The sequence below is a fragment of the Streptomyces sp. NPDC037410 genome, from assembly GCF_055602235.1.
The window spans coordinates 1-25,299 of sequence record NZ_JBVJWR010000035.1 but is presented as its reverse complement, the minus strand read 5'-3'; the positions used below and the strand labels follow the sequence as shown (position 1 = coordinate 25,299).

Sequence of the window (25,299 nt, the reverse complement as noted above, 5' to 3'; positions counted from 1 at the left end):
GACCCGCGGTTTGGACTGACCGGATCACTCCGTCACGGGCAGGCACTCGGTGAGCAGGTCGACCACGTCGTGCCAGGCTCGCTGCGCATGCCGTGGGTGGTAGCCGACGCCAGGGACCATGTGATGGTCGACCGGCGGGTGGTGGAAGGCGTGCAAGGCGCCGCCGTAGACCACGAGGCGCCAGTCGACGCCCGCCGCCTGCATCTCGGCCGTGAATGCCTCCCGTTGCGCGGGCGGCATGATCGGGTCTTCCGACCCGACCCCGGCCCACACCGGGCAGCGGATCCGCGCCGCCTCGCCCGGTCGGCCGGTGGTCAGTGCGTTGACGGTCCCGATCGCGCGCAGGTTGACGCCGTCGCGCCCGAGTTCCAGCGCGATCGCGCCACCGGTGCCGTAGCCGACGGCGGCGATCCGGTCGGGGTCGATCCGCGGTTCGGCGCGCAGCACATCGAGCGCCGCGTGGCCGATGCCCCGCATCCGGTCGGGGTCGTCGAGCAGCGGCAGGCAACGGGCCAGCATCTCCTCGGGGTCGCCCAAATAGCGCCCGCCGTGGATGTCGAAGGCAAACGCCACGTACCCCAGTTCAGCGAGGGCGTCGGCCCGGCGGCGCTCGACGTCGCTGAGCCCCGTGCCCTCTGGACCAAGCAGCACTGCGGGCCGGCGGTCGATACCGGCCGGGAGCGCGAGGTGCCCGATCATCGTCAGACCGTCGGCCGGGTACTCGACCGTGCGCGTGGTAATCGTCGTCATGAGACTGGACGGTAGTGATCGTTGGGCCCGGTCGGGCCGGGGTTCACCGCTGGCAGAACAGCGCGGGTGTCCCTCTGGCCGCGCCAGAAACCGCTGCAGATACGGATTCTTTTCTCAGCTGCCGTGTCCGTGGGACGTCAGCTGCTGGAACCGATCGTTGCTGGTGCTGGCTGCCTCGGTAGCCGAGTGACCTTGTCCCCTGCTCCGGTCTGAGCACGCAGGCGCTCGATCTCCTGGTGTTGTACGGCGATATGGGACATTGCTTGCTCGCTGCTTGAACTCGGGCAACTCGGCTATCTGCAGGTTGCATTCGGCGACCCGTTCCTTGAGTTCACCCACGTGAGTTCTGAGTCGATCGATCTACGGGGATCGCGGGTCGATGACCTCGCCGGCCGCTTCCAGAGCTTGCAAGCAGCGGCTCAACCCCTCGGCCAGGTGTTGGTAGAGGCCGGTGCGGGAGGAGCCGTCACGGTTCATCTCCGGGTAGAAGCCAGTACGGGTGACCCCCACCATTGCAGCCAGGCTCTTGATATCGCGTCGGCCGTCCTGTGGGAGGTCCCCGGCCAGTAGCCGCCGCAGTCGATGAGCCCAACCGACTCCGTGCTGCCGACGGAAGCCGTTGGTCCTCCCACGGGGCCACCACCGCAGGAACAGCACGCAGTCCGCCGTGGTGACCTGAGTCTGTGCCGGGGTCCACAGCTGCTCGAAGTGGAAGGAGCGGATGAAGCAGTCTCGCGGTGGCCGATCACGAAAAGGGCGCATTCGAGGACGGATTGGGCGGTCAGCGGGTCGTCTGCGGTCCGGGAGGCGTGGTCCGAGGTAACGCGCGCCTCCTTCGGCCTTCATGTGTTGATCACGGTGAGCGTGACTGTGGCGTCGAACGCGCCATCCCTCCTTCTCGGCCGGTACAGGAGTTGTGTCAGAGCCCTGCGGCGTTCGGGCTGTTCACGTGAGACGGCAGCGCCGGGGGCCGGTGCTCAGTGGCGATACGCGGCTGTCGCGATCTCGACGAAGGACCGGATCAACGGATTGGTGTCAGCGTCGTTCCACGCCACGACCACCCGACTCGGCGCCATGTCGGTGTCGGCCAGCGGTACCACGGTGAGCTCCGGGGGCAGGTCGTGGCCGAGCGGGGCCAGGCCGACGGTGCCGTTCCACAGTACGGCTTGCAGGCATTCGTGGACGGCACGGACCACCGGGCCTTCGCGCGGTCTGCCGCCGTTCCAGTACGACTGCCAGACGGGGTCGGTGCCTTGCGGGAACTGGAACCAGCGGCGGTCGCGCAGCTCGGCCAGCCGCAGCCCATCACGGCGGGCCAGCGGATCATCGGGGCGCAGGACCACGCCGACCGGGTCGGTCCGCAGCGCACGCACCGTCAGGGCTGTCTCGTCGAACGGCGCCCGGGTCAGAGCGACGTCGACCAGACCGGCGCGCAGCCCGCAGGTCGGGTCGGTCAGATCGGTGTCGCGGATGCGGATGTCGATGCCGGGATGCCTTCGGCGGTAGGCGGCAGCCAGCCGGGACACTCCGGGATCGATGCCGTCGCCCAGGATGCCGACGGTGATGGTCGCGACGCCGGCCGCTGCGCTCACGCGCACCCCGACGCGGTCTGCGTGGTCGAGTAGGGCTCGCGCCTCGTCGAGCAGCACCGTGCCCACCGGAGTCAGCTTGACGCCGGTGGTCGAGCGGGTGAAGAGGAGAGTCCCGAGCTCGGCTTCCAGCTGCTTGATCGCCCGGCTCAGCGGCGGCTGACTCATGTGCAGGCGGGTGGCGGCCCGGCCGAAGTGGAGTTCTTCGGCGACCGCCACGAAGTAGCGCAAGGTCCGTAGCTCCACGCTGCAACGATACCCATGAGGCATCGGCCCGGCTGAATGAGTCTTGGACACCGGCGGGGTCCCGGCGGTGCACTCGTGAACATGACCGAAGAAGCGAAGAGCATCGATCCGCAGACCGACCCCGCTCTATCGGTGGTGGGTCCCGAAGACGGCGAGACGATCGTTCTGGGCACCACGCGCATGCGCGTTCTGGAGGACGGCAGCCGCACCGGGCACCGCCTCGCGATCGCCGAGTCCGTCCTCGCCCCGCGCACGCAGGGGCCGCCACAGCACCGCCATGGCCAACACGACGAGGGCTTCTACGTCCTCTCCGGCACCGTGCGCTTCACCGTCGGGGACGAGGACTACGACGCCGCAGGCACGCTCGTCATGGTCCCACCCGGCACTCCGCACACCTTCGCCAACCCCGCCGACCAACCCGCCGTCATGCTCAGCACCTTCACCCCCGACCTGTATGTGCAGTACTTCCGAGACCTCCAGGAGGCACTCGCCGGCGGCCGGCCTCTTACGCCACAGGCCAACATCGACGCGATGAGCCGCTACGCGACCCAGCCCGCCACCGACCTCGCCTGAGGAGGACTCTGCGGAACGGCCCGGCCGCGCTCCTTTCGACCTCTCGGCCGCATGCCCCTGCCCGCCCTCGGGGCGCTTGGGGGCGGTCGACGTACTCGGCGCGACCGGTCTGATCCTGCCGCCGCTGACCGGCACGGCGCCTTGGCCAGCGTCGGCCGCAGCCATCGGCTTCGTACTCCTGCGGGAGACCGTGAGCGCGCCCGTGCAGAGCCTGATCCTGTTGGCCGGGAGGCGTCCTGCCGGGGAGTCATCCCGCGGGGCGCGCCTCCCGACCCTGGTCGGTGTCGCCGTCAACGGCTGTTCGCGGGCACCTCGTTCGTGGCGGTGAGCGCATCTGGGTCGGTGGAAGGGTGCGGCAGCGCCGGGCCTTCCGTGGGCTTGGACCTCGCCAGCCACAGGCCGGTGAACACGGCGGTGGCCACGGTGATGGCGCCAGCGGCGACGAAGGCGCTGTTGAGGCCGGTCTCGAAGGAGGCGCCGTCGGATTGCCGGGTGCGGACGATGGCTCCGAGTACCGCCACGCCGAGCACGGCGCCGATCTGCCGGGTGGTGCTGCTGATGCCCGAGGCGAGGCCGCCCTCCTGCGGGCTGACCGCTTGGATGGCGGCGCCCGTCAGTGGGGACATGGTCAGCGCAAAGCCGATGCCGACGACTCCCAGCCGCCACCACACGTTCCCGTAGCCGGTGTCGGCGTGCACCATGCCGAGCGCAAGGAGGCCCAGGCCGGCCAGGGCCAGGCCGGTGGTGACCACGATTCGGAAGCCGAACCGGGCGGCGAGCCGGCCCGCGTACGGGCTGACGATCACCATGGCGAGGGAGGCGGGGAGGGTCTGCAGGCCGGCGCGCAGGATCGAGCTGCCCTGGACGTACACGAAGAACTGGGAGAAGAAGAACGACGAGCCCATGAGTGCGAACCCCACCACGGTCATGGCGGCGTTGGACACGGTGAACAGCCGCTGCCGGAACAGCCGCAGCGGCAGCATCGGGGCGGGACGACGCGCCTCGACGGCGACGAAGGCGGCGAGGAGCATCGCCGCGGCGGTGAAGCTGCCCAGGATGACGGGTGAGATCCAGCCGCGGGCACCGCCCTCGATCAGCCCGTACGTCAGTGCCCCCACCGCCAGAACGGACAGCACCGTCCCCGGGATGTCGATCGCGGGGGCGTTCGGATTGCGGGACTCGCCAAGGTGACGCAGGCCGACCAGCAGCAGGATCACGCCGATGGGCAGATTGACCAGGAAGATGGCGGGCCAGCCGAAGGCGTCTGTCAGCACGCCGCCGGCCACGGGGCCGGCGGCCAGGCCGATTCCGCTGAGTCCGGCCCACAGCCCGATCGCCTTGATTCGTTCCTGCGGCACGGGATAGGCGGTGGCGAGCAGGGCCAGCGAGGCGGGACTCAGCGCCGCGGCCCCGATGCCCTGCAGCACCCGGCCGGCGACCAGCCAGCCGACCGAGGGCGCGAGGCTGCACAGGACCGACGCGGCGGTGAACACCACCACACCGGTCAGGTACACCCGTTTGCGGCCGAACCGGTCGGCGAAGATGCCGCCGGACAGCAGCAGCATGGCGACCAGCAGTACGTACGCGTCGACGATCCATTGCAGACCGGTCAGCTGAGTGTGCAGCCGGTGCTGCATATCGGGCAGCGCCGCTCCAACAATCGTGTTGTCGAGCAGGACCATGAACTGGCCAAGGCAGGTCACCGTGAGCAGCACGGCCCGGTTCGATCGACCGCCTACGGCCGCATGCGATGCAGCGATGGGGATTCCTCTCAATCGTTGGTTGCGCCCGGCCACGGTCGACGCGGGTGGCGATACGCCCGAGCGCTCTAACGCAGTCAGCGACTGCGTTAGGTGACTCTAGAGAGGGTCGCTCCATAAACGCAAGTCATGACTGCGTTAATGTGGGGGCATGAACGAGCGACAGCCAGCCCGGCGGCCCGGCGGGCGCAGCGCCCGCGTCGGCGCGGAGGTGCACCAGGCCGTCACCGACCTGATCAGCGAGCGCGGCTACGGCAACTTCACCGTCCGCGAGGTCGCAGCCCGCGCGGGCGTGGCCGACAGCAGCATCTACCGCCGGTGGGGCAGCCTGGAAACCCTGCTCACCGAGGTGGCGCTCGCCCGCCTCAACGCGCAGTCGCCGATGCCCGACACCGGGAGCCTGGCCGGTGACCTGCGCACGTACGCGGCCAACGTGGCCCGCGAGATCACCGGACCCGACGGTCTGGCGGTGGTGCGTCTGGCCGTCGCCCTGTCGGGCAGCGGCTCGCAGGGCCTGCGGGCTGGTGACGACCTCCGCGACGAACGCATGCGGCAACTGCAGTCCATGCTCGATCGCGCCCGCGAACGCGGCGAGCACGCACCCGACGCGCTCGGCGTGCTGGACCACGTCCTGGCCCCGATGTACATCCGCGTCCTGTTCGGCATGGGCCCGCTCACCCCGGACTACATCGACGGGCTGGTCGACCGGTTGCTGTGACCTCGACCCGGTCCCCGGGATCACGACTCGGACGCGGTGCCAGGGCTCCGTGAGGTGCTCGCCGGCACGCGCCCGGCCGGCTCAGGCATCCGGCCCTTGGCCGGCTCACGCGGCCTGGCCGAATCCGTCGGCCGGCGGGCCGTCGCCGCGGATCGGGGTGAAGTCGACGTCCAGGTGCGGCTCTCTTCGCCGCAATCGGCCTGGCCGTCTTCACCCGTTCCATGGCCGCAGCCTCCGCAGTCCCCGACCGTCAGCGCCCCACCGCCACTGGCCTGTTCCCACTCGGCTGACTGACATGCCGGACCAGCCCGGCGCGTGATCCGGTGTCCCGGGACGAGTCGGCACCGAGGCCGTGTGCGGCGGGATCGTCGTGCACGGCCTCCCCAGCTCGTGTGCGGCGTCCCCACGGGTCCCAGGGGTGCCGGCGGCGCGGACACGAGCCGAGGAACCCGACAAGGCGGGCTGACGGCTACGCCTTCCCTCTCGACGGCCAGCCGCCCAGAGGGCAGCGGGCCGGATCACTCATCTCAAGTCGGTGCTCTGGGACCAGACGTGCTGGATCGTCCGGTAGTCGATCACGCGTACGTCCTCCTGTTGGAGGACCTCACGGGCCTGCGGCGAGGTCAGGAACTCGTAGTCCGTCCGGCGCACGAGCCAGCCGCCGTCGACAGCCCGCGACGCCTCATCGCCCAGGCTGGGATGCACCGCCCATTCGTTGAGCCCGGCGGGCAGGTCGCGCAGCAGCTGAGCGAATCGGGCCGCCTTTCCCTCGATGTCGAGGGAGAAGCTGTCCAGGAAGTCGTTGTCGGTGACCGGCAGCCCGCGTTGACGCATCGCCCGGCGCGCGGGTTCGAGCCAGACCCGGACCGCGAGGCCGTACTCAGCGGCCAGCGCGACTGTCAGATCGAGGATGTCGTCGCGACCGCCGTCGGCCAGGCAGTGGAAGTCCAGGTGGGTCGGCATGAGCCCGGCATCGGCGACGACATTGATCTGGGCGCGGAACTCGAGTTCGACCTCGTCGGGCCGAGCCTGGTCGAGCAGGGCCGTCCGTCCGGCGGGTGTCGGTGGAAACAACGCGCCCACGGGGTCGAGCAGTGAGGGAACTCTTTCCCGGGCGGATATCGGTTCCCATGGCAGGCTGGGGAAGTCGGACACCAGAGTGAGGTGGATCCCGAACGGGACCTGCGGCCGTCGGATGAGTAGATCCATGGCCTGCTTCGCCGCGGGAGGCAGGACCATCAGGCTGCACGAGCCGGCGATGCCCTCTTCGACCGACTCGATCACCGCGGCGTTGATCGCTGGATACATCCCGAAGTCATCGCAGTTGACGATCAGCAGTCGGGCATCGGGCGGATGTCCCAGTAACTCACTCGACTGCTCTACCGGCGTGACGGTCGTGGGCCCGGTGTTTTCATCCATGCCCGCAGTCTGAGGGGTTTTTGTCTTACCGGGCTTGAGGACTGCGTTCTCGCTGGTCAGGCATAGGGTCGGCGGTCTCGTGGCAGTGGTGACGTGTCGTTGCTTTGGTGGAGGTCGAGGATGCCGTCGGTCGTGGGACTGCCGGAACAGCGTGAGCTCACCGCTCGCCGTCGTGTCGACGATCTGCGGGAGGAGGCCGACCGCCTCCAGGCGGAGCTGGTCGTGGCTGAGCAGGAGTGGAACGAATGGGTCGTCGCCCGCTCACGCGTTGGCGAGGTACTGGCCCCGGGCAACGACGCCGTCGTCGGCCCCGCCGCCTCCGAGGGTCTGCCGGCTCCCGGTGTGCAACCGGCGCGGCCCGAACCCGCGGAGGCGGCGAAGCCGAAAACAGTGGTGCCGGTATGGCGCGCGGGGCTGGCCTGGTCGGCGCTGTCGGTGGACTACCAGCGCATCCTGCAGGCCGCCCTCAGCGACCGTAACCGACTCGGTCAAGGAGCGTTGACGTGCCGGGAGATGGCCGCCTGCTTCGGCCTGGACCCCGTACCGGGAAAGGTGGAGGCACTGCGATCGAAGACCAAGCGGCACTTCGTGCCCTTGTCGACAGGTAGCGGATCGCGTCCAGCATCGCGCGGTGGCAATGAGCCTCCGGTTGCCCGCCCCGGCCCCGAAGCCGGCCCGGCACCGGCAGCAGTGGCCGGACCACCGCCCACTCGGCGTCCGACATGTCGGTGGGATACCGACGCTCGCGCACCCCGTGGTCCTCTGGCGTTCCCGAACCTGTGAGCCAGACAGTCACGGGCGAGAGTGGCCGAAGTGGACCCCACTCCCGCGGTTGCCGTGGAAGTGCGACAACAGGGCCTCCTGGAGCGCACATTGGCTTCGACACCCTTCGGGCTACCAAGAGGCCCTGCTCTCATGCACGGCAGCCGCCGCAGTCACCCGATCGACTGACCTCTCGACGAGATCGGGACGACGGCAGTCGCGTCGCTTCTCGTGATCGCTGGGACGGGCACATTCGCACTGCCCTCCAGGCAGACGGTCGGCTTGGTGACGCCCCGAGGCCGCCTCGCGGGTTTGAGCCCGGTGCCGCGACTGACGAGCCTGGCGAAGAGTCGTGTCTTACCGGCTCGAGGCGCGGCCAACCGCCCACGCTACGTCCTACTTCTCCTCCGGCTCCCAGGCGCGGAGCAGGTCGAGAAGCCCTGCGTCTCCGTCAACGTGCAAGGAGTCGGCCTGGATCCGGTCGTACAGGTAGAGGACCAGCTCACTGGCCGTGCCGTGGACGGAGGCGCCGGCTGCGTCCGAGTCCTCGCCGGTCGCGGCGGCGGGCGCGGGGATGCGGGTGGTGCGTGCGCCGTCGCCGTCGACGGTGAGGCGCCAGGAGGGGCCCTCTGCGGCGTGGAAGTCGAAGGCCGTCGGCTTGTGCGGCCAGGCACTCGGCGTTGCGCAGACGGTGAACAGGAACTCCTCCACACCGTCGAGTGCCAGCTCGACCGGCAGCGGCTGCGGGGCGCCCCCGGCGAGCTGGGCGTCGTAGGTGTGCACCGCGGTCTCCTGGACCCGGTGCCGGGCGGTGCCGCCGGCGGTCTGCGGTGACTGCGACGCGGGCCACCACGTCCAGCAACCGCTCTCCGGTCCCGCCGCGCGCAGGGCGCCCAGCAGAAGCTGCGTCGACGCGTCCAGCCAGGCCAGCAGGGCCTCACGCTCCCGAGGCACTTCCAGCGCGGCGCGCGCGGCGACGGCCTCGGCCGGGGGCGCGTCGGCGAACCCCGCACCGACGATGGCGGCCCAGAAGCGGTCTCCCCCGCCCAGGTGCTTCACCAGATCGAACAGCGTCCACCCAGGGCAGGTCGGCACCTGTGCGTCGAGACCGGGCGCGGCGGCGACCACGGCACGGAAGGCGGTCGACCGTTCATCGATCAGTCGCAACAGGTCGGGGAAGTCAAGATTCTTTTCCACGCCGGATGTCTATCACCGTGCTCCGATGATCGGACAGCGATTTTCACAGCCGCCGCCGGTTCGCCATTGCGGACGTCCTCGCCTCCCACCGCTCCGGTGACAAGCTGCGCACTGCTGCTGCGAGGACGCTGGTGGTGGCGGTGCGCCAGGCGCCGTGCCTGTGGGCGCTCTGGCCTCGCCGCGCGGCCAGGTACCTCGGCGACGTGACGTCCACCTGGTTCGAGCGGTCGTGCTGCCGCTCGATGTGATGGACGCGGAGGTCACGACGGCGGGTGAGGACCGGTCGGGTCGGGAATTCAAGTGACTCCCGTTCGACCAGCACTCCTCAAGTTCGGAACTGCAACAGCCACTCACGCCATCTTTGGAGCGTTCACCTGTCGGCGGACCGTTCCTGGGCTGCGTCTGCTCCCCAGCTGGCGAGCAGACACAGCGCCTGCTCGGACGGTGATCCGGGTTCGGCCGTGGTAGGTGCTCAGGGACTGGTCCTGGTCGCCGGGAAGTGCGAGCGTCTCGTACCGCAGGGTGAGATCTCCCACGAGCGGGTGGGTCAGGCGCATGATGCCGTGGGTCTTCTTCTTGACGTCATGTGCGGCCCACAGCTTGCGGAAGTCCTCGCTCTTCACCGACAGTTCGCCGATCAGTGACGCGAGAAGTGCGTCATCGGGGTGGAGCCCCGCCCACAGCCTCAGTTGTCCCACCACGTCGTGGGCTTTGGTGTCCCAGTCGGTGAAGAGCTTGCGGGACGCGGGGGCGAGGAAGGTGACTCTGGCCCAGTTCCGGTCCTGCGGAGCTCTGGCTGCCCAGTCGCCGAAGACGGCGGAGGCGGTCTGGTTCCACGCCAGCACATCGGATCGGCGGCCCCACACGTAGGCCGGTACGCCTTCCATGGCCGTCAGGAGTTCTCGTACTTCGGGTCTGACCTGCTGGCGTGCAGGTTCCACGTGCTTTTCGGAGTGTCGCTTCGGCTGGGCCAGTCGCAGGAGGTGGGTGTGCTCGGCGTCGGAGAGCTTGAGTGAGCGGGAGATCGCGTCCAGCCCTTCGCGGGAGGCATTGCGGGCGTTGCCTTGTTCGAATCGTGTGTAGTACGCCGCGCTCACTCCGGCGAGCTGTGCAAGTTCCTCGCGGCGCAGGCCCGGGACGCGGCGCCGTCGGCTGTAGTCGGTGAGGCCGACGTCGGCCGGCTTGAGGCGATCACGGCGGGTACGCAGGAACTCGCTCAGTTCCGCACGGGGGTCGAGGTCCTCGCGCGGCTGCTGAGGGTCTGTGATCGGAACGACAACAGTCGAACCGCCTCTCAGAATTGTTGAGATGGGCGAAGTTGCATGACCATACTGGTGCGATGTGCTTCCGAGGGGGGACTCCGAACCGGCATTACGTGTGCTTGCCCTGCCGCTCTTCGTTCAAGAAGCGCGGCACGTCGGCTAGCCGATGCCCGCGCTGCGGTGGAGCGTTGATCGACGCCGGCCCGGATCTCGCTGTGCCGAAGCGGAGCGACTCCGCTGGATGGCGGACTTTGACCGCCCTGCTGAATGCGGGGGTCACGTTCCACTCCGGCTGCCGTGAGGGGCCCGGCTGGCGGCCTCGAACACCGCGCGAGGTACGCGAGCGGCTGGCCGCCGCGGCCGACACCGGCGTGCCGCTGAGCGTGGCGCTGACGACGGTCGACGTCGGCGAGCTCCGTTCCGGGCGAACCTCACGCTGATCCGTCGGCCTGGCACGTCCCGTACCGGGTCAGCCGAACGCCCCAAAGAGACCTTCATTCGCCTGCCACGCGTCGAGATCGGTACCGCATCGGCTTCTGACACAGCTGCCGGCCAACATTCGTGAGACTGCAAAGGGACGTCCAGGTCGCAGCATCGGCACATGACACCAAAAAGCGAGAACCCACAATAGCCACGCCACCACCTCAAGCATGGCGAGCCCCCCACAGGATCGAGCAGGAGGTCCGCGGCGCGTCACGGGTGAAGACGCGGGGACCATCCCCACCGGCGCGGAGAGCAGGCAAGCGGGGCTGCGCACGGTGAGTCGAACTCCTCCCCCCGTCGGTTCCCCCCTCAAGCAACATCCCTGCGTCCACGCGCGCGAAGGCGCGTTCGCCGAGTACCCCTCGCCGGGCTCCCGGAGAGGTGGCGTACCGGATTTCGATGGCGTCCGGCGGAACCGGTCCCTCTCCGTGTACGAGTCGCCGAGCGGTGCGGTCGGTGCGTCGTCTTCGGCGAGGGCCAGGGGGGCGGACAGAGCAGCGTCGTCCAAGGTGAGCCCGAGATGGTCGAGGACGAGAGCGACCACGGGGGCTGTTGTGACGTCGCCGTACTCGGTCAAGGAATCCTGGACCCTGTCCCACCAGGGGCTGGGATATCCGGGTCGGCGGTGCGCCAGACCGGGTTCGAAGTTCTCCAGACACTCGCCGTCGCGCCAGTACTGGAAGACGGCCAGGCCCTCGGTGGACAGGACGCTGTAGGCCTCGGTACGGGGGGACAGCACCGCGAGGGGTCGGGCCAGGAGCCGATGACGCCGTCCTCCTCGGCACAGAACGTCCAGTCGCCGAGCCTTCCGGAGCGTAGGAGCGAGACCGCTCCAGCGGCCAACTGGCCCGTGAGCAGGTCAAATGCGGCGTCCGCATCGAGTAACCGGGCGCAGGCCGGGTCAGCGCCGTAGCGGGTGAACACCTCGGCAGGGTCCAGACCACGCGTGAAGGTGACGCGCCGCATCTGGTCCGCCGCCCAATCGAGCACCGCTGCCTTCATGCTCTGCCTCCGTCGTGTAGACGGCTGCGAACGAGTCGTCCGCCACCAGGAGCTGGTCCTGTCGGAGGGAGCCGAATGCGCCCGCCAACACGCCCTCGCGCTGTCCGGCGAACCGGCCGCCGAGACGGACGTCCCCGCGCGCGCCGCCCCCGATCCGGCCGGCTATGCCAGTGGCGCATGTAGCGGCGAGCACGTTCGCGTGTACCCGCCCGGGCACTTCGACCGACGTGTACGCCGACCCCCCTCGGGTGGGGAACAGGCCCACGTCGACCCGTCGCACCCCGGCCCCCAGCACACGTCCGCTGGGCGATCCGCACACAGTCGAAGAGGAGTGAAGCTGCTGCAAGACACCCCACGTCCTGGCCCGGGAGTCCTGTCCCCTGCGACTCGCGACACCGCGCCGGGAGGCCGACCGGGCACAAGGCAGATTCCAAAACGTGACCCAGGTAACATGTGTCACGACACGCATGTCGTGTAATATGTCCGATATGAACACTTCAGAGAAGATTCCGACCCTGATCTTCATCCCCTGCTTCTCCGGCGCTCCGTGGAGCGCCGATCAGCTCGCCCCCTACGGCGACGTGCCCACGCGGACCCTGCGCCTGCCCGAGGGCGTCGATGACATGGACCGTTACGCCGACTACGTGCAGGAGGTGGTCGGGGACCTGGACGACTGGGTGCTGGTCGGCGACTCGTTCGGCGCGAACATCGCACTCGCGGTCGCCACCCGCCGCCCGAAAGGGCTGCGCGCCCTGGTCGTGTCCGGCGGATTCGCGGCCAACCCGGTCACCTCGAAGCCGTGGAAGGCCCTGATGCGGGCGATCGGCAAGGCCCGCGGCCCGTTCTACCGGCAGCTGACGCTGCGGGCCCACACCCACCGCCTCGCCTCCCCGTTCGACGGCGAAGGACAGGTGCCCTGGAGCGAGGCGCGCAGCCGCGAACTGTTCCTAGAAAACACCCCTGCCGTCTCCTTCGGCGCCCGCGCGCGGGCCGCTATGACCGCCGACTACGTCGACGTGCTCGGCCAGGTCCAGGTCCCGACCCTGATCCTGACCCCGTCGCACGACGTGCTGATCGGCGAGGACGCCTCCAAGGTCATGCTCGCGGGCATCCCCGACGCACGGGAGGTCGTGCTGCCGCGCACCGGCCACATGTTCCGCTTCTCCCACCCGGTCGCCTACGCCGCCGCGGTCGAGGACTTCCTCACCACCGTTCCGGCCACCCGGGCGGGCGTTGGTGCGTAAGGCGGAGCACCTGCGGTTCGCGATCCTGGCGGCCCAGCGCGAGGGCAACCGGCTGCTGATCCAGGCCCTCAAACCCCACGGCATCACCCCGTCGCAGGCCGAGGTCCTGCGCCTGCTCCAGCAGCACGGCACCTTGAGCCTGAGCGGGCTAGGACAGCTCCTGGTGTGCGAGAGCGGCACCAACCCCAGCCGGCTGGTCGACCGCGTCGTCGCCGCCGGACTGGTCGAGCGCCGCACCGACGCCCACGACCGCCGCTACATCCACCTCAGCCTCACCCCCGAAGGCGAACGCCTCGCCACCGAAGTAACCGGCATCGAAGAGTTCCTTTACGCCTCGATGGACGCCGCCTGCGAGGGCCTGGACACCGACGTGATGCTCGCGTTCCTGCACAACTTCATCGACACCCTGCCCTCGGGCGAGGCCCTCAACAAACGCCTCGATCTCGACTGACTCCACGACCGCACGGATCCTGCCGACCAGGTGCCCAGCGAAGGAGCGACCATGCAGGTCGACAACGCCCTGACCATCCCTGCGCCCGTCAGCGAGGTCTTCGCCTAGAGCCCGTCCGGCGGATCACGGCCGGGCCCGCGACGCCGCCACCGCCCAGCGTGCCGGAGCACCGTGCGCTCGGGCGGCCCGCGCCGGCCTCTCACGAAGATCCACCCCCGACAGCCGACGGGCACGGCCCACCGTGTCGGCTGCTGGGGTGGACCTGTCTGCGCGTCGGTGCAGCGCGCGACATCGTGCGCGTGGCGCGGGGACGATCATGGGCAGGTGATCCGTCACGGCTGTTCCGCCCAGCGCCCTCTGCTCGTGCTGTTGCTACTCCTCTGCCTCGTCCTCCCCACCCTGGGTAGGGCCGACGCCGCCGAACGCGACTCGCCCAGTTGCCGAGCCGACCAACTCAAGAAGGCCAAGGTGACGGCGCTGGCGGAGTTCGAGCACCGCGGCAACGACTACAGCATGCTCACGAGCACCATGGATGTCAGCGTGCCCGCCGGTTGGGCTCATGCCTCCGAACTGCTCCTGGACGCCCACTCTCCGGTCTACCGCTCGGCGCTGGCGTGCCTGGTGAGCAAACCCGCGCTGGGGCAGGACGACTTCCGTGATGGCGAGTGGCGGTTCAAGCCGGTGGCCGTGAAGGCCGACGGCCAGTGGGTCAAGATCCACTACGAGGCAAGCGCCTGGGTCCAGAGCGCCTTCTCCGCCGTCGGCCCGTGGGAGCTGGCGGTGACGAAGGACGACTGGCGCATCACGTTGACGCCTTCGCCTGCCCTGAAGAGCGCGAACTGGGAAAGCGTGCAGGTCAACCTGGGCGGACAGGGCGCCCTGACGGCCACGCCTCCGCCTGCCTTCGGCGAAGGCGGAACGAACCTGAGCTGGCGGCACAAACAGCCCGGCCAGGATCCCGAGGTCACGTTCCGCCCACCGGCGGTACAGCAATGGAACTTCATCACCACCTCGCTGGAAGCCCCGTGGGGGGCCTGGGAGACGTGGGGCGCTCTCAGCGCCTCGGGAGCGTTCTGGTACGTCGCCTCGGGCGCGTTGCTGCTGGTCGCGGCTCGGCGACTGAAGCGCAGTCTGGCCGGCAAGACGATGCCGGAGGAGACGAGAGCACTGCGCTTCCTTCGGTGGTGGTCGATCCTCCTGATCTTCCTCGGCCTGCTCGTGTACCTCGGCGACAACCTGTACCGGCTTCTCGCCCGACTGATGGCCTGGGAGTTCGATTACTCGTCGACGCTGTCGGTGTTCAGCCTGGCATTCCTCGGGCTTGCGCTGTGTCTCCTCGGCAGCTGGTCCAAGCCCCTGCGGGTGAGCGTGAGCGTACTCCTCGCGGTGATCCTCGGCTGGTACGTGGTGTCGGAGGTATTCGATTTCACCTTGCTTCCCACAGCCGACCATGAGCTGTCCACGCCGGGCTGGACCGTGGCAGCCCTCGCCTGCTGTGCGCTGATGTCAGTGTGCTGGCTGGGGATGATCGCCGCAGGGCAACGGATCCTACTGATCCGGGAAACACGGATCCCGCCGCGCTTGATGGTCCCCGCCGCCATCACGGCGGCCATGGTCACCGTCCTGTGGAGCTATCTCGCCTTCGAACGCTACTGGGACCGGATCAGCTGGCTCGCCGACCCCGGTCGACCAGAGTTCCAGACCCTTTGGAACGAGACGTTCGACGCATGGTGGTGGGGTTTCCCGGACAGTGTTCTCTTGCCTCTACTGGTGATCGTGGGGATCTTGGCGCCGCTGGCAGTGTTGGGGGTCTTGCGGGTCTGCCGGGTCGAACAGTACGAGAAGTCGGCGTTCACGCCCGCGCCGGCGGAGCAGTTCCTCCTCGTGGTCCTCTTCGCCATCACCCTCGCGCCAGGAGGGAACCACTACGGCCTCTCCGCCTACGCCTTCACCCTGCTGCTGTGCATGTGCACGGCGTGGGGGGTACTGGCCCTGGGCTCTTCCGTCTCCGTACTGGAGCGACCGTTCACCGACAAGGCGCCGCTCGGCATGACGATCTCGCAGACCGAGCGGGCCGACGTGCTGCGTCTGGCGCGCCGGTTCCGGGAGCTCCAGGCGCGCCTGAGTCACCTCGGCACGGCGAACGCGGCGGAGCGTGCCGAGCGGGAGTCGCTCGAGGCCGAGATCGACAGATTGGACCAGTCGTTGCCGGCCGGAGTCAGGCCCGTCGATCTGCCGTTCGCCTGTGGCCCGATGAGCACGTGGTGGGGCAATGCCCGCCGTGGGGCCGTCATCGCTTCTCTCGTCGGGTTGCCCGCGACCGGCCTGCTGTACTGGACCTATGCGGTGAAGGGTGACTCCTGGACGGTGAACGCGGAGGATTCGGCGGGATTCCTCTGGATCACGGTCACCGTCCTCTTCTGGCAGATCGCGTGGATCGTCGCGGGATTCTTCCTCGGGGCGCTGTGGCGTGATCTGCCGGGCCGTCACGGGCCTACGAAGGCGCTCTTCGTCACGCTCGCGTTCGCCATCCCGGAAGCAGCCGACTTCCTCGTCGCCCAGGCCCTCGGAGAGAGCGTGCCCCACTTGATCGGCGAGATCGCGGCATTCGGTTCGGTCATGACGTGCACCGGTCTGGTGATGGACCTGCAGACCTTCCAGAACGAGCGCCGCTACTGGGCAACCAATGCCGGCATGGTCGCGTACATCTACCAGATGCGCTTCGCCTCGGTGGCTTTCTTCGTGGCACAGCTCCTCGCGCTCGCCACGCTCTGGAAGACCCTCTCGGAAGTGACCCCGACGTCACCCACACCCTAGCTCGCGCGGCCCGAGAACCTCCCCCGCTGGAACTACGCCCTCGACCACACCGAGCAGGCCTCCCCAGGACCGATCGGCGTCGGATCGACCTACCGCCAGACCCGCACGCTCCCGCGCCCTGCCGAGGAGCACTTCCGCATCACCCAGTCGAGAACCGCCTGGCCCCCGGGCCGAAGGGGCGGTCCCATCGGGCACGGAGGAGGAGTACTTGGCGACGCCCAACAGGTCGAAAGGCACGAGGCCATCCCCACGCGCGCGGGGAGCAGAGGGTGCCGGCCAAACCACCCTCAAGCGTTCGTCCCGGTGCCGCATCAGGCAACGTTCGCCCTGTTCTTGTCTGGCGGTGTCAGCTCGTGCTGAGTGGATCGGTTTCCTCAGCGTCGAGCTGGTGGTCGGCCCAGATGTAGCTTTCGGGAAGCAGATCGATGATGGAGACGGTCCGGAGCCGCTCGCCTGCCCCGACGATGACTTGCAGGGCCGGGAAGTAGTCGAGAAGGACCTGGCGGCACCGTCCGCACGGGGGAACGACCCCTCGGTCACGGTCGCCCACGGCGACGATCGTCTCCAGCTCGTAGGCGCCCTGGGCGGCTGCCGTGCCGAGGAGAACCAGCTCTGCGCAGGGGCCGCCGGTGAAGTGGTAGGCGTTCACTGCGGTGACGATCCGGCCGTCCTGGGCACGGGCCGCGGCCGCCATCGTGTGGTTGTCACCCCGGCAGCGAGTGCGTGCGACGTGGGCCGCGGCCTCGATCAGTTCGTGGTCTACGTGCGGGGTCTGCATGGTCATCTTCTCTGCCTTCGTGAGGTGTCAGGCGACGGTGACCCGTCTGGCGATGGTGCGCAAGCGAAAATCGACTGGGCGCCTGTTCCGCCAGATGATGGAGCGGCGGATCATGCTGCTGCCCTGCTCTTTGTGGTCGGCGTGGTCGGTGCCGTCCCGGGGTGAAGGAGCGCAGGGCGGTGAACCGGGCCTCGATGCGGTTCAGCCGGGAGGAGTCGGTAAGGTGTGGGCGACCTCGACGCTTTTGGCTGTTGTCCAAGTGCCCACCCGGCGGCACTTCTTCGTGGCCAGCGGTGGTGAGCAGAGCGGTGTCGGCCGCCTTCTGGTGCCGATGCAGCGCCGACAGGTTCCCGCCCGCTTGCACCAGCGCCTTCCAGAATTGGTGGGACGGCTGAGGCCGTGCCCGCAGCCCGCGTTCCACACGGCCCTCGCTCCGCGAAGTCTCCAGCCCACACCGTCCGCACACTCACCCAGCCGGCCTGAGCGGCTGCGTCACTCCCCGCCGTCAGGCCCGGCTCCCGAGCCGCCAGGCTCTCTGCCCCTGCCCAGGCGTGTTCCGGGCTCCGATGCCGTGAGTGGTGGGCCAACAGCGCGGCAGGGAGATGGCCAGGAGATGTAGGTGCGGGCTTCGGTGAGGCGCTCGCCGAGGACCCACAGCGCCGCGGCAGGAGGCCTGCCGTTCGGCCAAGGCTGCGGGGCCGACGTCCGCACCCACTCCCCCTGCCCGTCGGAGCACCCCCGCGCGTGCGCCCAGGCCTTCGGCGCGCCCCACAGTTTCGCGAGCGGCCGGCCTGTCGAGGAGCGGACGGACCCGCTGCACGCAGACTGAGGCACTTCATATGTACCTGTCAGGTCAGGGCGTGTCCGTACGAAGCAGCCAGCGCGTCCAGGGCGGGGTCGCCGAACTGGGCGCGCAACGCTCCGAATGCCTCCACCTTGTCCTGGCCGAAACGGCCTACGTATGCGGCATAGGTTTCCGCCGTAACGAACTTCGGCGGGGTGGTCTTGCTGTGAAATTTGTCTGCGTACATCACCAGACGCTCTTCGGGCGTGACGGCAACATAGTCGGCCGGCGGTAGCGGCAACCCTTGGGCGAGCACGTCCTCTTTGCTCAGCCCGACCCCGGTGTGACACGAGCAGAACCGGCACAATTCCTCAGGCAGCCCCTCGGCTTCAAGGATTTCGTGCCCCAGCAGCCCGTGTCGCACATAGTTCCGCCCGTCGATGCACCCCTCGGCGTCGTAGAGGCGGTACACCCCGATGTCGTGGAGCAGGCATCCCGCCCGCACCAGATCGGCGTTCACGCCCCAATCCGAGAGAGAGATGATGCGTTCGGCCACCTTCCAAACGATTTCGCAATGTGTGAATACGAGATCGAATGCCTCGTCGTTGGGAGAGTGCTTCAGATGCATCGCGCGGATTTCTTCCACCGAAGGGATATCCATCCCGGCAGCATAGCCAACCGGCTGCGGTCGCAGGCGATTCTCCCTGTCCTGGCCTTGCAGGCTCGCGCGCCACAGCTGGGGTGGGGCAATGGTCGGCTCCGCTGCACACCGGCGGAGGAGGCTTGGCGGCCCGTCCGGCCATCGCCTCGAATATGCCTGGGTGTTGAGGGCTGAGCCGTTGTGGGTCGAGACTTTCACGAGTCTGCGGATGCCGCAGTTCGAGCGGTTGCTGAAAGTCGTGCGGGAACGGGCGGGAATGGGCCTGGTGATGGTCGCCCGTGGTGCTTGCCGCTGGCCGGCGGACCGAGTACGAGTGGCGGCCGTCCACTACGGCACGAACCTCACCATGCGGCAGCTCGCGCCGCTGTTCGGCTGCTCGTCGGCGACGGTGTGCCGGGGGATCCAGCGGTTACGGCTGTTGCTCGCGAGCGGGCCGGCCTCACGTCCGGCCGACGCTGGCCGACCGGTTGTGGATCGTGAACGGCACCCTCATCCTGGTCCGTGGCCGGAAGGCCGACGCGCCCTCACGCAACTAGCAGCTCTCCGTGAACGTGCGGGTCATCATCGACGCTGACAGCAACCTCCTGGTAGCGGCGGCCCGTCCGGTGCCGCCAGCACCACCGCAGACGCGAGGGCTTGCGATGCCGAGCAGCGCAGCCAGATTGGCCGCTCCTTCGGCGTCGTCGGCCCAGCGAGTGGTCTGGAACGGGGTGCACCCGGTCGATCACCGCTCCTTCGCGGGCCAGGACAAAGGCCGGCGCCAGCATCGCCGCGTGGGCGTTGCCGTCCTCGAACGGATGAAAGAAGAGGCCGGCAGGTTCGTGCACCGTCCCCCTGTCACGCGCCTTGGGCATGCTGAAGGAATGTTGAACCGCGCAAGCCGCGGGCCTGCGCGGTTGCTATGGGGGCGGACGGCCGGAGCCCGATGGCTTGCGGCCGCGGCGGGGGTCAAAGTCGGACGAGACCCCCGTCCGAGGTCGGTGAACCGCGATGGTCCGCTCTGACGGTTGCCGCGGTGCGTGGCCTCGGGGCCAGCGCCGCGCGGAGCGCCGGGGCGAGCATGCGGCGGGCCTCGGACGGGGTGAGGGCGGCGGGAGTGGGGAGCGGGTTGAGGTAGCGGGTGTAGATGAGGCCGCCGAGGATCGTCACCACGGCCGTGGCTCGGACGGTCGCGTCCCGGCCGCCGAGAAATTCAACGAGCCGGGCCAGCAGCTCCTGTTCCAGGTACTCGCGGATGGCCTCGGCCGCCTCGTTCTCGTCGGCGGTGAGCCGACGGAAGTCGGCGTCCTCCCACAAGTCCGTCACCGTGTCGATGAGGCGGTCGGGGAGGGTGGCCCGGTCGCCGGCGAGGACGTCGTCCACTGTCAGCGCGCGGGCGCACTGAAACTGCATCACGTCCGCGAACAGGGCTTTCTTCGAGCCGAAGTGGTACGCGATCAGTGCCGGGTCGACTCCGGCGGCTCCGGCTACCGCGCGCAAGGTGGTGCGCCGGTAGCCACGTTCCAGGAACAGTGACCGGGCCGCCTCGACGATCGACGCGCGGGTCGGCGGGTTGCCGCGGGGGCGGCCTCGGGTGCGGGCGGGGGCAGGGGCGGCGTTATTCATCAGCATTGAGCCTGTGTTCCGTGATCGGCACAGTCAAGGGCGTTCCGCGATCCACACGAAAGGATGCCCCGACATCATGCGTATCGCAGTCTTCGGCGCCAACGGACCGACCGGCAGCCACCTCACCGACCAGGCCCTCGCCGCCGGGCACGAGGTCGTCGCCGTGACCCGCCGCCCCGGCTCTCTGCCCGCACGGTCCGGCCTGACCGTGGCTGTCGCCGACGCCACCGATCCGGCGGCCGTCGACGCCGCGGTCAGTGGGACGGACGCCGTTCTCTCCGCGCTGGGGGCACGCTTCAGCAAGGAGACCATCACCACGTACTCGGCCGGCGCCACGGCCATCACCGGGGCCATGGCCCGTCACGGCATCACGCGCCTGCTCGCCGTCAGCTCCAGCATCGCCGACCCGACGTGGCGGCCGACCGGCGCGCACTTCTTCAACCACGTACTCGACCCGCTGGTGAACCGACGCCTCGGCCGGACTCTCCATGAGGACATGCGCCGTATGGAGTCCGTGATCCGGGAGACGCACCTCGACTGGACCCTCGTCCGGCCCTCGGGCCTCTTCGAGCACCCGGCCGTCACGGATTACCACACTGCTGAGACCAGTGCGGACGGCGTCTTCACCGCCCGCGTGGATCTCGCCGCGAGCATGCTGCGCGAACTGGAGGAACAGCGGTACGTCCGCACGGCCATGGGTGTCATCACCACTGACGTGAAGCCGAACATCGCCAAGCTGATCTGGAACGAGGGCGTGAAGAAGAAGTGAGTCGAGTGACCGCCGAACTTCCGCTTGCCGCACGGGCGTTCCTCGGAGCCCCTCACGCAGCCACCTTCACCACGATCCGTCTCGACGGCACCCCGCACGTCACCCCTGTCCGCTTCACCTTCGACGCTGCCACGGGCCTGGCCCGCGTGACCACCCGCGCGGGAGCCCGTAAGGCCCGGAACGTCGCCGCGGGCGGCCCCATGGCGCGTGGCGCGCTCTGCCAGGCGGACGGCTTCCGCTGGATCACCCTCGAAGGCACGGCCGTGGTCAGCGACAGCGAGTCGCGCGTCGCCGAAGCGGTGCGCCGCTACACCGACCGCTATCGCGCTCTCCCTCCCGCACCGCCGGATCTGGTCGTCATCGAGATCTCCGTCGACCACGTCCTGAGTCTCAACCTCTGAATTCCGCGCACAGAAAGCGAAGTGACACCGCGATGCCCACCCTTCCTGTTCTCGACTCCCACCTTCACTACCGTGAGAGCGGCGATCCCGACGGGCTGCCGTTCGTCTTCCTCCACGGCAACCCCACCTCCTCCCACCTGTGGCGCAACGTCCTGCCTGGAGTCGCCGCGCCCGGCCGTCGCCTTCTCGCTCCCGATCTCATCGGCATGGGCGACTCCGGCAAGCCCGACCTCGCCTACTCCTTCGACGACCATGCCCGCTACCTCGACGCCTGGTTCGACGCACTCGGCCTCACCGAGGCAGTTCTCGTCGGCCACGACTGGGGCGGCGCGCTCGCCTTCGACCGCGCCGCCCGCCTCCCGGGCAGCGTCCGCGGCATCGCCTTCACCGAGACCATCATCAAGCCGCTGGTAGGCGATGAATTTCCGGCGGCCGGCCGGCAGTTGTTCACCCTTCTGCGCACCCCCGGGGTGGGCGAGGAGATGATCCTTGAGAAGTCGTTGTTCATCGAGGGACTCCCTGACACGCTCGCCACCCCGCTCGACCCCGCCGACCTGGAGGCGTACCGCCGCCCCTTCCCGACCCCGCAGAGCCGCCGACCGGTGCTGGCGTGGACACGCATGATGCCGTTGGACGCCGAACCCGCCGACGTCGTGACCCGTATCGAGCACTACGACGCCTGGCTGGCCGCCAGTCACGACGTCCCCAAGCTGCTGGCCGCGTTCGAGCCGGGCCCGGGAGCGATGACCGACCAAGGAGCCGTGGCCTGGTGCGAGGCGAACATCGCGGGTCTGGAAGTCTCCCGCCACGGCATCGCCGGCCACCACTCCCCGGAAGACCGCCCCGAGGAACTGGCCGCCGCGATCAGCGCATGGGCCGACCGACACGGACTGACACACCAGTAGCCGCGTACTCGATCGCGGTATTCGATCGCGTATTCGCTCGCCCCGGAGTCACGAAGCTGCCCAGGTCAGTGACCTGGGCCTTCGCCGTAGTGCCGACGTGTCAGCTCAATGTCGGCAGTGCGTCCAGCTCGGACAGGGATTCCGCGTCGAGGCGGAGGTCGGACGCCGCGATGTTGTCCTCCACATGGGCTACCGACGAGGTGCCCGGGATGGGGAGGACCACCGGTGACCGGGCCATCGTCCAGGCGAGTTTGACCTGGGCCGGGGTGGCTCCGTGGCGGGCTGCGATCCGGGCGAGGGGTTCGGTCGGCTCGGGGCGGCCCAGGGTTTCCAGGGAGAAGAAGGGCACGAACGCGATGCCCTGCCGGGTGCAGGCGTCGAGGACGTCCGGGTTCTGCCGATGGAAGAGGCCGTACATGTTCTGCACGGCTGCCACCGGAGCGGTCCGCTGCGCCCGGGCGAGCGGGCCGACGGTGGTGTTGCTGAGGCCCAGGTGCCGGATCAGGCCTTCCTGCCGCAGGGCGGCGAGCGCGCCGAAACGCTCGGCCACGGTGTCGTCGTCGTCCTCGTGCAGGCGCAGGTAGACGAGGTCGAGGTGGTCCCGGCCCAGTTCCCGCAGCGTGCGGTGGACTCCGGCGACGAGTTCGCGGGGGGCGGCCGGTGCACCCCAGCTCCCGTCTGGGTGCCGGACCGGGCCGACCTTGGCCGCCAGCACCAGGTCTTGGGGGTACGGGTGCAGGGCTCGGCGGATCAGGCCGTTGGACGAGAGCCCGCCGTGGAAGTAGAACCAGGCGGTGTCGATGTGGTTCACCCCGAGCTCGACGGCCCGCCTCAGCACGGCCGCCGACGTCTCCGGATCGTTCGCCGGACCGGCGATCTCTCGGGCCGTCGGCCGCATGGCGCCGAACCCCATGCGGCCGACGGGGAGGTCCCCGCCGAGGAGGAACGTGGCGGCCGGGTTCTCAAGGGGTGTGGTCATGTCCCCGATCCTCGGGATCGCTCGCAACGGAGGCCAATGGCTGGCAGCTTGGTGCCATGACGACGAAAGGCATCGTGACGCTGCTGGGCGAAGCCGAGCTGGTACGGCGCGCGGGCGCCCTCTTCGACGGTGCGCGGCGGGAGTTCCTCTGCGTCGCCGGCGAACCGGAAACCTGGTCGGCGTCGGCCCGCAACGCCCGCCGCCACCCTGTGCCGGGGCTCGTGGTCCGCAAGTTGTACGGCCCCGGGGTCTTCCGGGACTCCGGTGGAGCGGAGTTGCTCACGCGCCTCGTCGAGGCCGGCGTGGAGATACGGATCTCGCCCGCTCCCCCGGCCCACGAGGCGATCGTCGTCGACCGGCGCCTCGCCGTGCTGGCGGCCCCGCGGTCCGCCTCGGGGGGACCCCGTACGTACAGCGTCGTCCAGGATCCGGACGTCGTGGCCGGCGTGCGCGCTCTGTTCGAGACGGCCTGGGAGACCGCGACGGACCTCGCCACGTACCGCCATGCTCCCTTCCCCCGTCTCGACGACACGGAACGGCCTGTACTGCGGTCCCTGGCGGCCGGCCACACCGACGAGACGGCCGCCCGCCTGCTCGGAGTCTCCCTGCGCACCTACCGACGCCGGGTCGCCGCCCTCATGACCGCCCTGGGCGCCCGCTCCCGCTTCCAGGCCGGGCTGCGAGCCCGCGAGATCCTCGGATGGCACACGGAGGCCTGACCGACCCGCCCAGGTGCCACCACGTGCCACCACGTGCCACCTGACCGACCCGCTCACGTGCCACTACGTGCCGGTAGGTGCGGTCTTCTCGGGGGCGCTTTGCACCGTCTCCGTACCACGGTCGCGTCGTAATCGCTGGCAGCCTCGTTGGCCACTCTGCCTGCGGCAACCGAGCGGCCCGAGCTCTGGCGGCGGGCTCTGGCGGCGGGCTCTGGACGTCATTCGACGTACCGATCACGCTGCACGGATGACCCTCGACCGGATTCCTCAGACCCGATGTGGCTGAAGCCGAGCGGCCAGGGCGCGGCGCCCTTCCCCGCCGACGGCGCGATGCGCTATGCCTGCCTCACCGCCTAAGGAGGCCCTGGTGACCACGGCTCGGAACCCTGACGCATCGGGTACACCCGCGCAGATGACCCGCTTCGACGACATCTACAGCCGACCGGACCCACGCTCGTACTTCGCGACCCTGGGACCATTGGACTATCAGGCACCCCATCACGCCCAGCGTCTCTTCCGCCGCCTTCTGCCTTTCGCCGGCTTTCCCGAGGACCACGGTCGCCCGGCCGGCCAGGGCGGCGTGCCGCGGGCCACGGTGCTGGACATCTGCTGCTCGTACGGCATCAACGCGGCCTTGCTCAACCACCACGTGACGCTCCAGGAGCTGTACGACCACTACACCTCACCACAGGTCGCCACGCTGACGACCGCCGAGCTGATCAACGAGGACCGCGGGTTCTACGCGGCACGTCGCCGCACCGACGCCGTGCCCGTCATCGGCCTCGACATCTCCGCGCCGGCCATCGCCTACGCCCGCGCGGTCGGCCTGCTCGACGACGGGTTCGCCGAGAACCTGGAGACCGCCCCGCCCAGCCCGGCGCTGCGCCAGGCAACCCGCGACACCCGCCTGATCACCGTGACCGGCGGCGCGAGCTTCCTGTCCGCCCGCACGTTCCGGGCGCTCCTGAACGGCATGCAGGAGCCACCCTGGGTGGCCGCCCTCGTCCTGCGGACCGTTCGCTACCAGGACATCTCCGACGGCCTGGCCGAATTCGGCCTGACCACCGAGAAGGACACGTCCCGCACGTACCCGCAGAGGCGCTTCACCGACGCCGACGAACAGCGCTACGCCATCGCCGCGGTGACCGCGGCCGGCGACGACCCCCGCGGCAAGGAGACCGACGGCCACTTCCACACGGCCCTGCACCTGTCGCGTCCTGTCGCGCACGCAGCCGCTCATCCGCTGCACACCCTGCTGCAAGACCCATAAGCCTCCGCCGCTCGCTTCGGGGTGGTGTGCAGGCACCCCTGTGGCGTCCTGCAGCCACCGCTAGCTTGATCTTTAACATCTGGGCCGTTGGTCAGCTGCTGAACCGGGCCGAGGTGACCTCAGGCTGCGTGGGACCATTTCGGCATGCGCCTGGT

The 25,299-nt window shown here is 69.3% G+C and carries 21 protein-coding genes and 5 pseudogenes; 14 read left to right on the top strand and 12 right to left on the bottom strand.

The features are described from left to right. Positions 1-24: 24 nt before the first annotated feature. Together ACZ7HT_RS35675 and ACZ7HT_RS35670 are read right to left on the bottom strand one after the other, a co-directional pair. Complete coding sequence (locus ACZ7HT_RS35675; protein WP_471173691.1) at positions 25-750, bottom strand: dienelactone hydrolase family protein; 726 nt, start codon at positions 748-750, stop codon at positions 25-27. 977 nt (positions 751-1,727) lie between these two features. Then, positions 1,728-2,609 carry a LysR family transcriptional regulator gene (locus ACZ7HT_RS35670; protein WP_471173737.1) on the bottom strand — a complete coding sequence of 294 codons (882 nt, stop codon included), beginning with the start codon at positions 2,607-2,609 and terminating at the stop codon, positions 1,728-1,730. 57 nt (positions 2,610-2,666) lie between these two features. Here ACZ7HT_RS35670 and ACZ7HT_RS35665 point away from each other — a divergent pair, with 57 nt between their 5' ends. Together ACZ7HT_RS35665 and ACZ7HT_RS35660 are read left to right on the top strand one after the other, a co-directional pair. Beyond that, positions 2,667-3,158 carry a cupin domain-containing protein gene (locus ACZ7HT_RS35665; RefSeq protein WP_471173690.1) on the top strand — a complete coding sequence of 164 codons (492 nt, stop codon included), beginning with the start codon at positions 2,667-2,669 and terminating at the stop codon, positions 3,156-3,158. Between the two features lie 76 nt (positions 3,159-3,234). Beyond that, positions 3,235-3,342 (top strand): annotated as a pseudogene (locus ACZ7HT_RS35660) (DoxX family protein); the annotation flags it as partial. 106 nt (positions 3,343-3,448) lie between these two features. Here the strand turns inward: ACZ7HT_RS35660 and ACZ7HT_RS35655 are convergent. Beyond that, complete coding sequence (locus ACZ7HT_RS35655; protein ID WP_471173734.1) at positions 3,449-4,918, bottom strand: MFS transporter; 1,470 nt, start codon at positions 4,916-4,918, stop codon at positions 3,449-3,451. A 151-nt stretch (positions 4,919-5,069) separates the two neighbouring features. On the opposite strand from ACZ7HT_RS35655, the gene ACZ7HT_RS35650 reads away from it, so the two are divergent. After that, the gene (locus tag ACZ7HT_RS35650) at positions 5,070-5,636 is read left to right on the top strand and encodes a TetR/AcrR family transcriptional regulator (RefSeq protein ID WP_471173689.1); all 567 of its coding nucleotides are present in this window, start codon (positions 5,070-5,072) and stop codon (positions 5,634-5,636) included. A 522-nt stretch (positions 5,637-6,158) separates the two neighbouring features. Here the strand turns inward: ACZ7HT_RS35650 and ACZ7HT_RS35645 are convergent. After that, positions 6,159-7,055 (bottom strand): polysaccharide deacetylase family protein, encoded by an 897-nt coding sequence (locus ACZ7HT_RS35645; protein ID WP_471173688.1) that lies wholly within the window; start codon positions 7,053-7,055, stop codon positions 6,159-6,161. 120 nt (positions 7,056-7,175) lie between these two features. Between ACZ7HT_RS35645 and ACZ7HT_RS35640 the strand changes: the two are divergent. Beyond that, positions 7,176-7,637, top strand: a pseudogene (locus ACZ7HT_RS35640) (hypothetical protein); the annotation flags it as partial. Here the strand turns inward: ACZ7HT_RS35640 and ACZ7HT_RS35635 are convergent. The 3 genes and pseudogenes from ACZ7HT_RS35635 to ACZ7HT_RS35625 form a co-directional block, all read right to left on the bottom strand. Beyond that, positions 7,522-7,779, bottom strand: a complete 258-nt coding sequence (locus ACZ7HT_RS35635; protein ID WP_471173732.1) for a transposase — start codon at positions 7,777-7,779, stop codon at positions 7,522-7,524. The pseudogene ACZ7HT_RS35640 and the gene ACZ7HT_RS35635 overlap by 116 nt on opposite strands. Positions 7,780-8,213: 434 nt before the next feature. Next, entirely contained in the window at positions 8,214-9,014 is an 801-nt protein-coding gene (locus tag ACZ7HT_RS35630) for a maleylpyruvate isomerase family mycothiol-dependent enzyme (RefSeq protein ID WP_471173686.1), read from the bottom strand. Positions 9,015-9,384: 370 nt separating this feature from the next. Then, a pseudogene (locus ACZ7HT_RS35625) lies at positions 9,385-10,282 on the bottom strand (helix-turn-helix domain-containing protein). 245 nt (positions 10,283-10,527) lie between these two features. Here ACZ7HT_RS35625 and ACZ7HT_RS35620 point away from each other — a divergent pair. The 4 genes from ACZ7HT_RS35620 to ACZ7HT_RS35605 all read left to right on the top strand — a co-directional run bounded on the left by ACZ7HT_RS35620 (position 10,528) and on the right by ACZ7HT_RS35605 (position 16,273). Then, positions 10,528-10,716, top strand: coding sequence for a hypothetical protein (locus ACZ7HT_RS35620; RefSeq protein WP_471173683.1), 189 nt, complete (start codon positions 10,528-10,530; stop codon positions 10,714-10,716). 1,533 nt (positions 10,717-12,249) lie between these two features. Next, positions 12,250-13,005, top strand: coding sequence for an alpha/beta fold hydrolase (locus ACZ7HT_RS35615; RefSeq protein ID WP_471173681.1), 756 nt, complete (start codon positions 12,250-12,252; stop codon positions 13,003-13,005). After that, entirely contained in the window at positions 12,998-13,456 is a 459-nt protein-coding gene (locus ACZ7HT_RS35610) for a MarR family winged helix-turn-helix transcriptional regulator (RefSeq protein ID WP_471173679.1), read from the top strand. Before ACZ7HT_RS35615 ends, ACZ7HT_RS35610 begins: the two co-directional genes overlap by 8 nt. Positions 13,457-13,780: 324 nt before the next feature. Beyond that, positions 13,781-16,273: a DUF6185 family protein gene (locus ACZ7HT_RS35605; protein ID WP_471173678.1), complete on the top strand. Its 2,493-nt coding sequence runs from the start codon at positions 13,781-13,783 to the stop codon at positions 16,271-16,273. A gap of 346 nt (positions 16,274-16,619) precedes the next feature. On the opposite strand, the gene ACZ7HT_RS35600 is transcribed toward ACZ7HT_RS35605, so the two are convergent. From ACZ7HT_RS35600 to ACZ7HT_RS35590, 3 genes and pseudogenes are all read right to left on the bottom strand, one after another. Continuing rightward, on the bottom strand, positions 16,620-17,057 hold the full coding sequence (locus ACZ7HT_RS35600) for a cytidine deaminase family protein (protein WP_471173676.1): 438 nt from the start codon (positions 17,055-17,057) through the stop codon (positions 16,620-16,622). A 21-nt stretch (positions 17,058-17,078) separates the two neighbouring features. Further along, a pseudogene (locus ACZ7HT_RS35595) lies at positions 17,079-17,351 on the bottom strand (IS630 family transposase); the annotation flags it as partial. Between the two features lie 548 nt (positions 17,352-17,899). Beyond that, the gene (locus tag ACZ7HT_RS35590) at positions 17,900-18,496 is read right to left on the bottom strand and encodes an HD domain-containing protein (RefSeq protein WP_471173674.1); all 597 of its coding nucleotides are present in this window, start codon (positions 18,494-18,496) and stop codon (positions 17,900-17,902) included. Between the two features lie 208 nt (positions 18,497-18,704). Here ACZ7HT_RS35590 and ACZ7HT_RS35585 point away from each other — a divergent pair. Then, positions 18,705-19,108, top strand: a pseudogene (locus ACZ7HT_RS35585) (transposase family protein); the annotation flags it as partial. Positions 19,109-19,444: 336 nt separating this feature from the next. Here the strand turns inward: ACZ7HT_RS35585 and ACZ7HT_RS35580 are convergent. Further along, the gene (locus tag ACZ7HT_RS35580; RefSeq protein ID WP_471173673.1) at positions 19,445-20,101 is read right to left on the bottom strand and encodes a TetR/AcrR family transcriptional regulator; all 657 of its coding nucleotides are present in this window, start codon (positions 20,099-20,101) and stop codon (positions 19,445-19,447) included. Positions 20,102-20,177: 76 nt separating this feature from the next. Between ACZ7HT_RS35580 and ACZ7HT_RS35575 the strand changes: the two genes are divergently transcribed. From ACZ7HT_RS35575 to ACZ7HT_RS35565, 3 genes are read left to right on the top strand one after another with little or no spacing between them, the layout of a single operon-like run. Continuing rightward, on the top strand, positions 20,178-20,870 hold the full coding sequence (locus tag ACZ7HT_RS35575; RefSeq protein WP_471173671.1) for an NAD(P)-dependent oxidoreductase: 693 nt from the start codon (positions 20,178-20,180) through the stop codon (positions 20,868-20,870). Then, positions 20,867-21,271: a pyridoxamine 5'-phosphate oxidase family protein gene (locus tag ACZ7HT_RS35570; RefSeq protein WP_471173669.1), complete on the top strand. Its 405-nt coding sequence runs from the start codon at positions 20,867-20,869 to the stop codon at positions 21,269-21,271. Before ACZ7HT_RS35575 ends, ACZ7HT_RS35570 begins: the two co-directional genes overlap by 4 nt. Next, positions 21,268-22,176: a haloalkane dehalogenase gene (locus ACZ7HT_RS35565; RefSeq protein WP_471173729.1), complete on the top strand. Its 909-nt coding sequence runs from the start codon at positions 21,268-21,270 to the stop codon at positions 22,174-22,176. The genes ACZ7HT_RS35570 and ACZ7HT_RS35565 overlap by 4 nt, the downstream gene beginning before the upstream one ends. A 100-nt stretch (positions 22,177-22,276) precedes the next feature. Here the strand turns inward: ACZ7HT_RS35565 and ACZ7HT_RS35560 are convergent, their stop codons facing one another. Next, complete coding sequence (locus ACZ7HT_RS35560; protein ID WP_471173667.1) at positions 22,277-23,155, bottom strand: aldo/keto reductase; 879 nt, start codon at positions 23,153-23,155, stop codon at positions 22,277-22,279. Between the two features lie 56 nt (positions 23,156-23,211). Here ACZ7HT_RS35560 and ACZ7HT_RS35555 point away from each other — a divergent pair, with 56 nt between their 5' ends. Further along, positions 23,212-23,874, top strand: coding sequence for a helix-turn-helix transcriptional regulator (locus ACZ7HT_RS35555; protein WP_471173665.1), 663 nt, complete (start codon positions 23,212-23,214; stop codon positions 23,872-23,874). A gap of 412 nt (positions 23,875-24,286) precedes the next feature. After that, on the top strand, positions 24,287-25,144 hold the full coding sequence (locus ACZ7HT_RS35550) for a hypothetical protein (RefSeq protein WP_471173663.1): 858 nt from the start codon (positions 24,287-24,289) through the stop codon (positions 25,142-25,144). Positions 25,145-25,299: the final 155 nt, after the last annotated feature.

What these genes read in the sequence shown, in the direction of transcription:
- ACZ7HT_RS35590 (WP_471173674.1), bottom strand. Translation starts at nt 18,496, where the DNA reads ATGGATATCCCTTCGGTGGAAGAAATCCGCGCGATGCATCTGAAGCAC.
- ACZ7HT_RS35650 (WP_471173689.1), top strand. Translation starts at nt 5,070, where the DNA reads ATGAACGAGCGACAGCCAGCCCGGCGGCCCGGCGGGCGCAGCGCCCGC.
- ACZ7HT_RS35560 (WP_471173667.1), bottom strand. Translation starts at nt 23,155, where the DNA reads ATGACCACACCCCTTGAGAACCCGGCCGCCACGTTCCTCCTCGGCGGG.
- ACZ7HT_RS35555 (WP_471173665.1), top strand. Translation starts at nt 23,212, where the DNA reads ATGACGACGAAAGGCATCGTGACGCTGCTGGGCGAAGCCGAGCTGGTA.
- ACZ7HT_RS35550 (WP_471173663.1), top strand. Translation starts at nt 24,287, where the DNA reads ATGACCCGCTTCGACGACATCTACAGCCGACCGGACCCACGCTCGTAC.
- ACZ7HT_RS35670 (WP_471173737.1), bottom strand. Translation starts at nt 2,609, where the DNA reads ATGCCTCATGGGTATCGTTGCAGCGTGGAGCTACGGACCTTGCGCTAC.
- ACZ7HT_RS35635 (WP_471173732.1), bottom strand. Translation starts at nt 7,779, where the DNA reads ATGTCGGACGCCGAGTGGGCGGTGGTCCGGCCACTGCTGCCGGTGCCG.
- ACZ7HT_RS35645 (WP_471173688.1), bottom strand. Translation starts at nt 7,055, where the DNA reads ATGGATGAAAACACCGGGCCCACGACCGTCACGCCGGTAGAGCAGTCG.
- ACZ7HT_RS35665 (WP_471173690.1), top strand. Translation starts at nt 2,667, where the DNA reads ATGACCGAAGAAGCGAAGAGCATCGATCCGCAGACCGACCCCGCTCTA.
- ACZ7HT_RS35615 (WP_471173681.1), top strand. Translation starts at nt 12,250, where the DNA reads ATGAACACTTCAGAGAAGATTCCGACCCTGATCTTCATCCCCTGCTTC.
- ACZ7HT_RS35675 (WP_471173691.1), bottom strand. Translation starts at nt 750, where the DNA reads ATGACGACGATTACCACGCGCACGGTCGAGTACCCGGCCGACGGTCTG.
- ACZ7HT_RS35600 (WP_471173676.1), bottom strand. Translation starts at nt 17,057, where the DNA reads ATGACCATGCAGACCCCGCACGTAGACCACGAACTGATCGAGGCCGCG.
- ACZ7HT_RS35575 (WP_471173671.1), top strand. Translation starts at nt 20,178, where the DNA reads ATGCGTATCGCAGTCTTCGGCGCCAACGGACCGACCGGCAGCCACCTC.
- ACZ7HT_RS35580 (WP_471173673.1), bottom strand. Translation starts at nt 20,101, where the DNA reads ATGAATAACGCCGCCCCTGCCCCCGCCCGCACCCGAGGCCGCCCCCGC.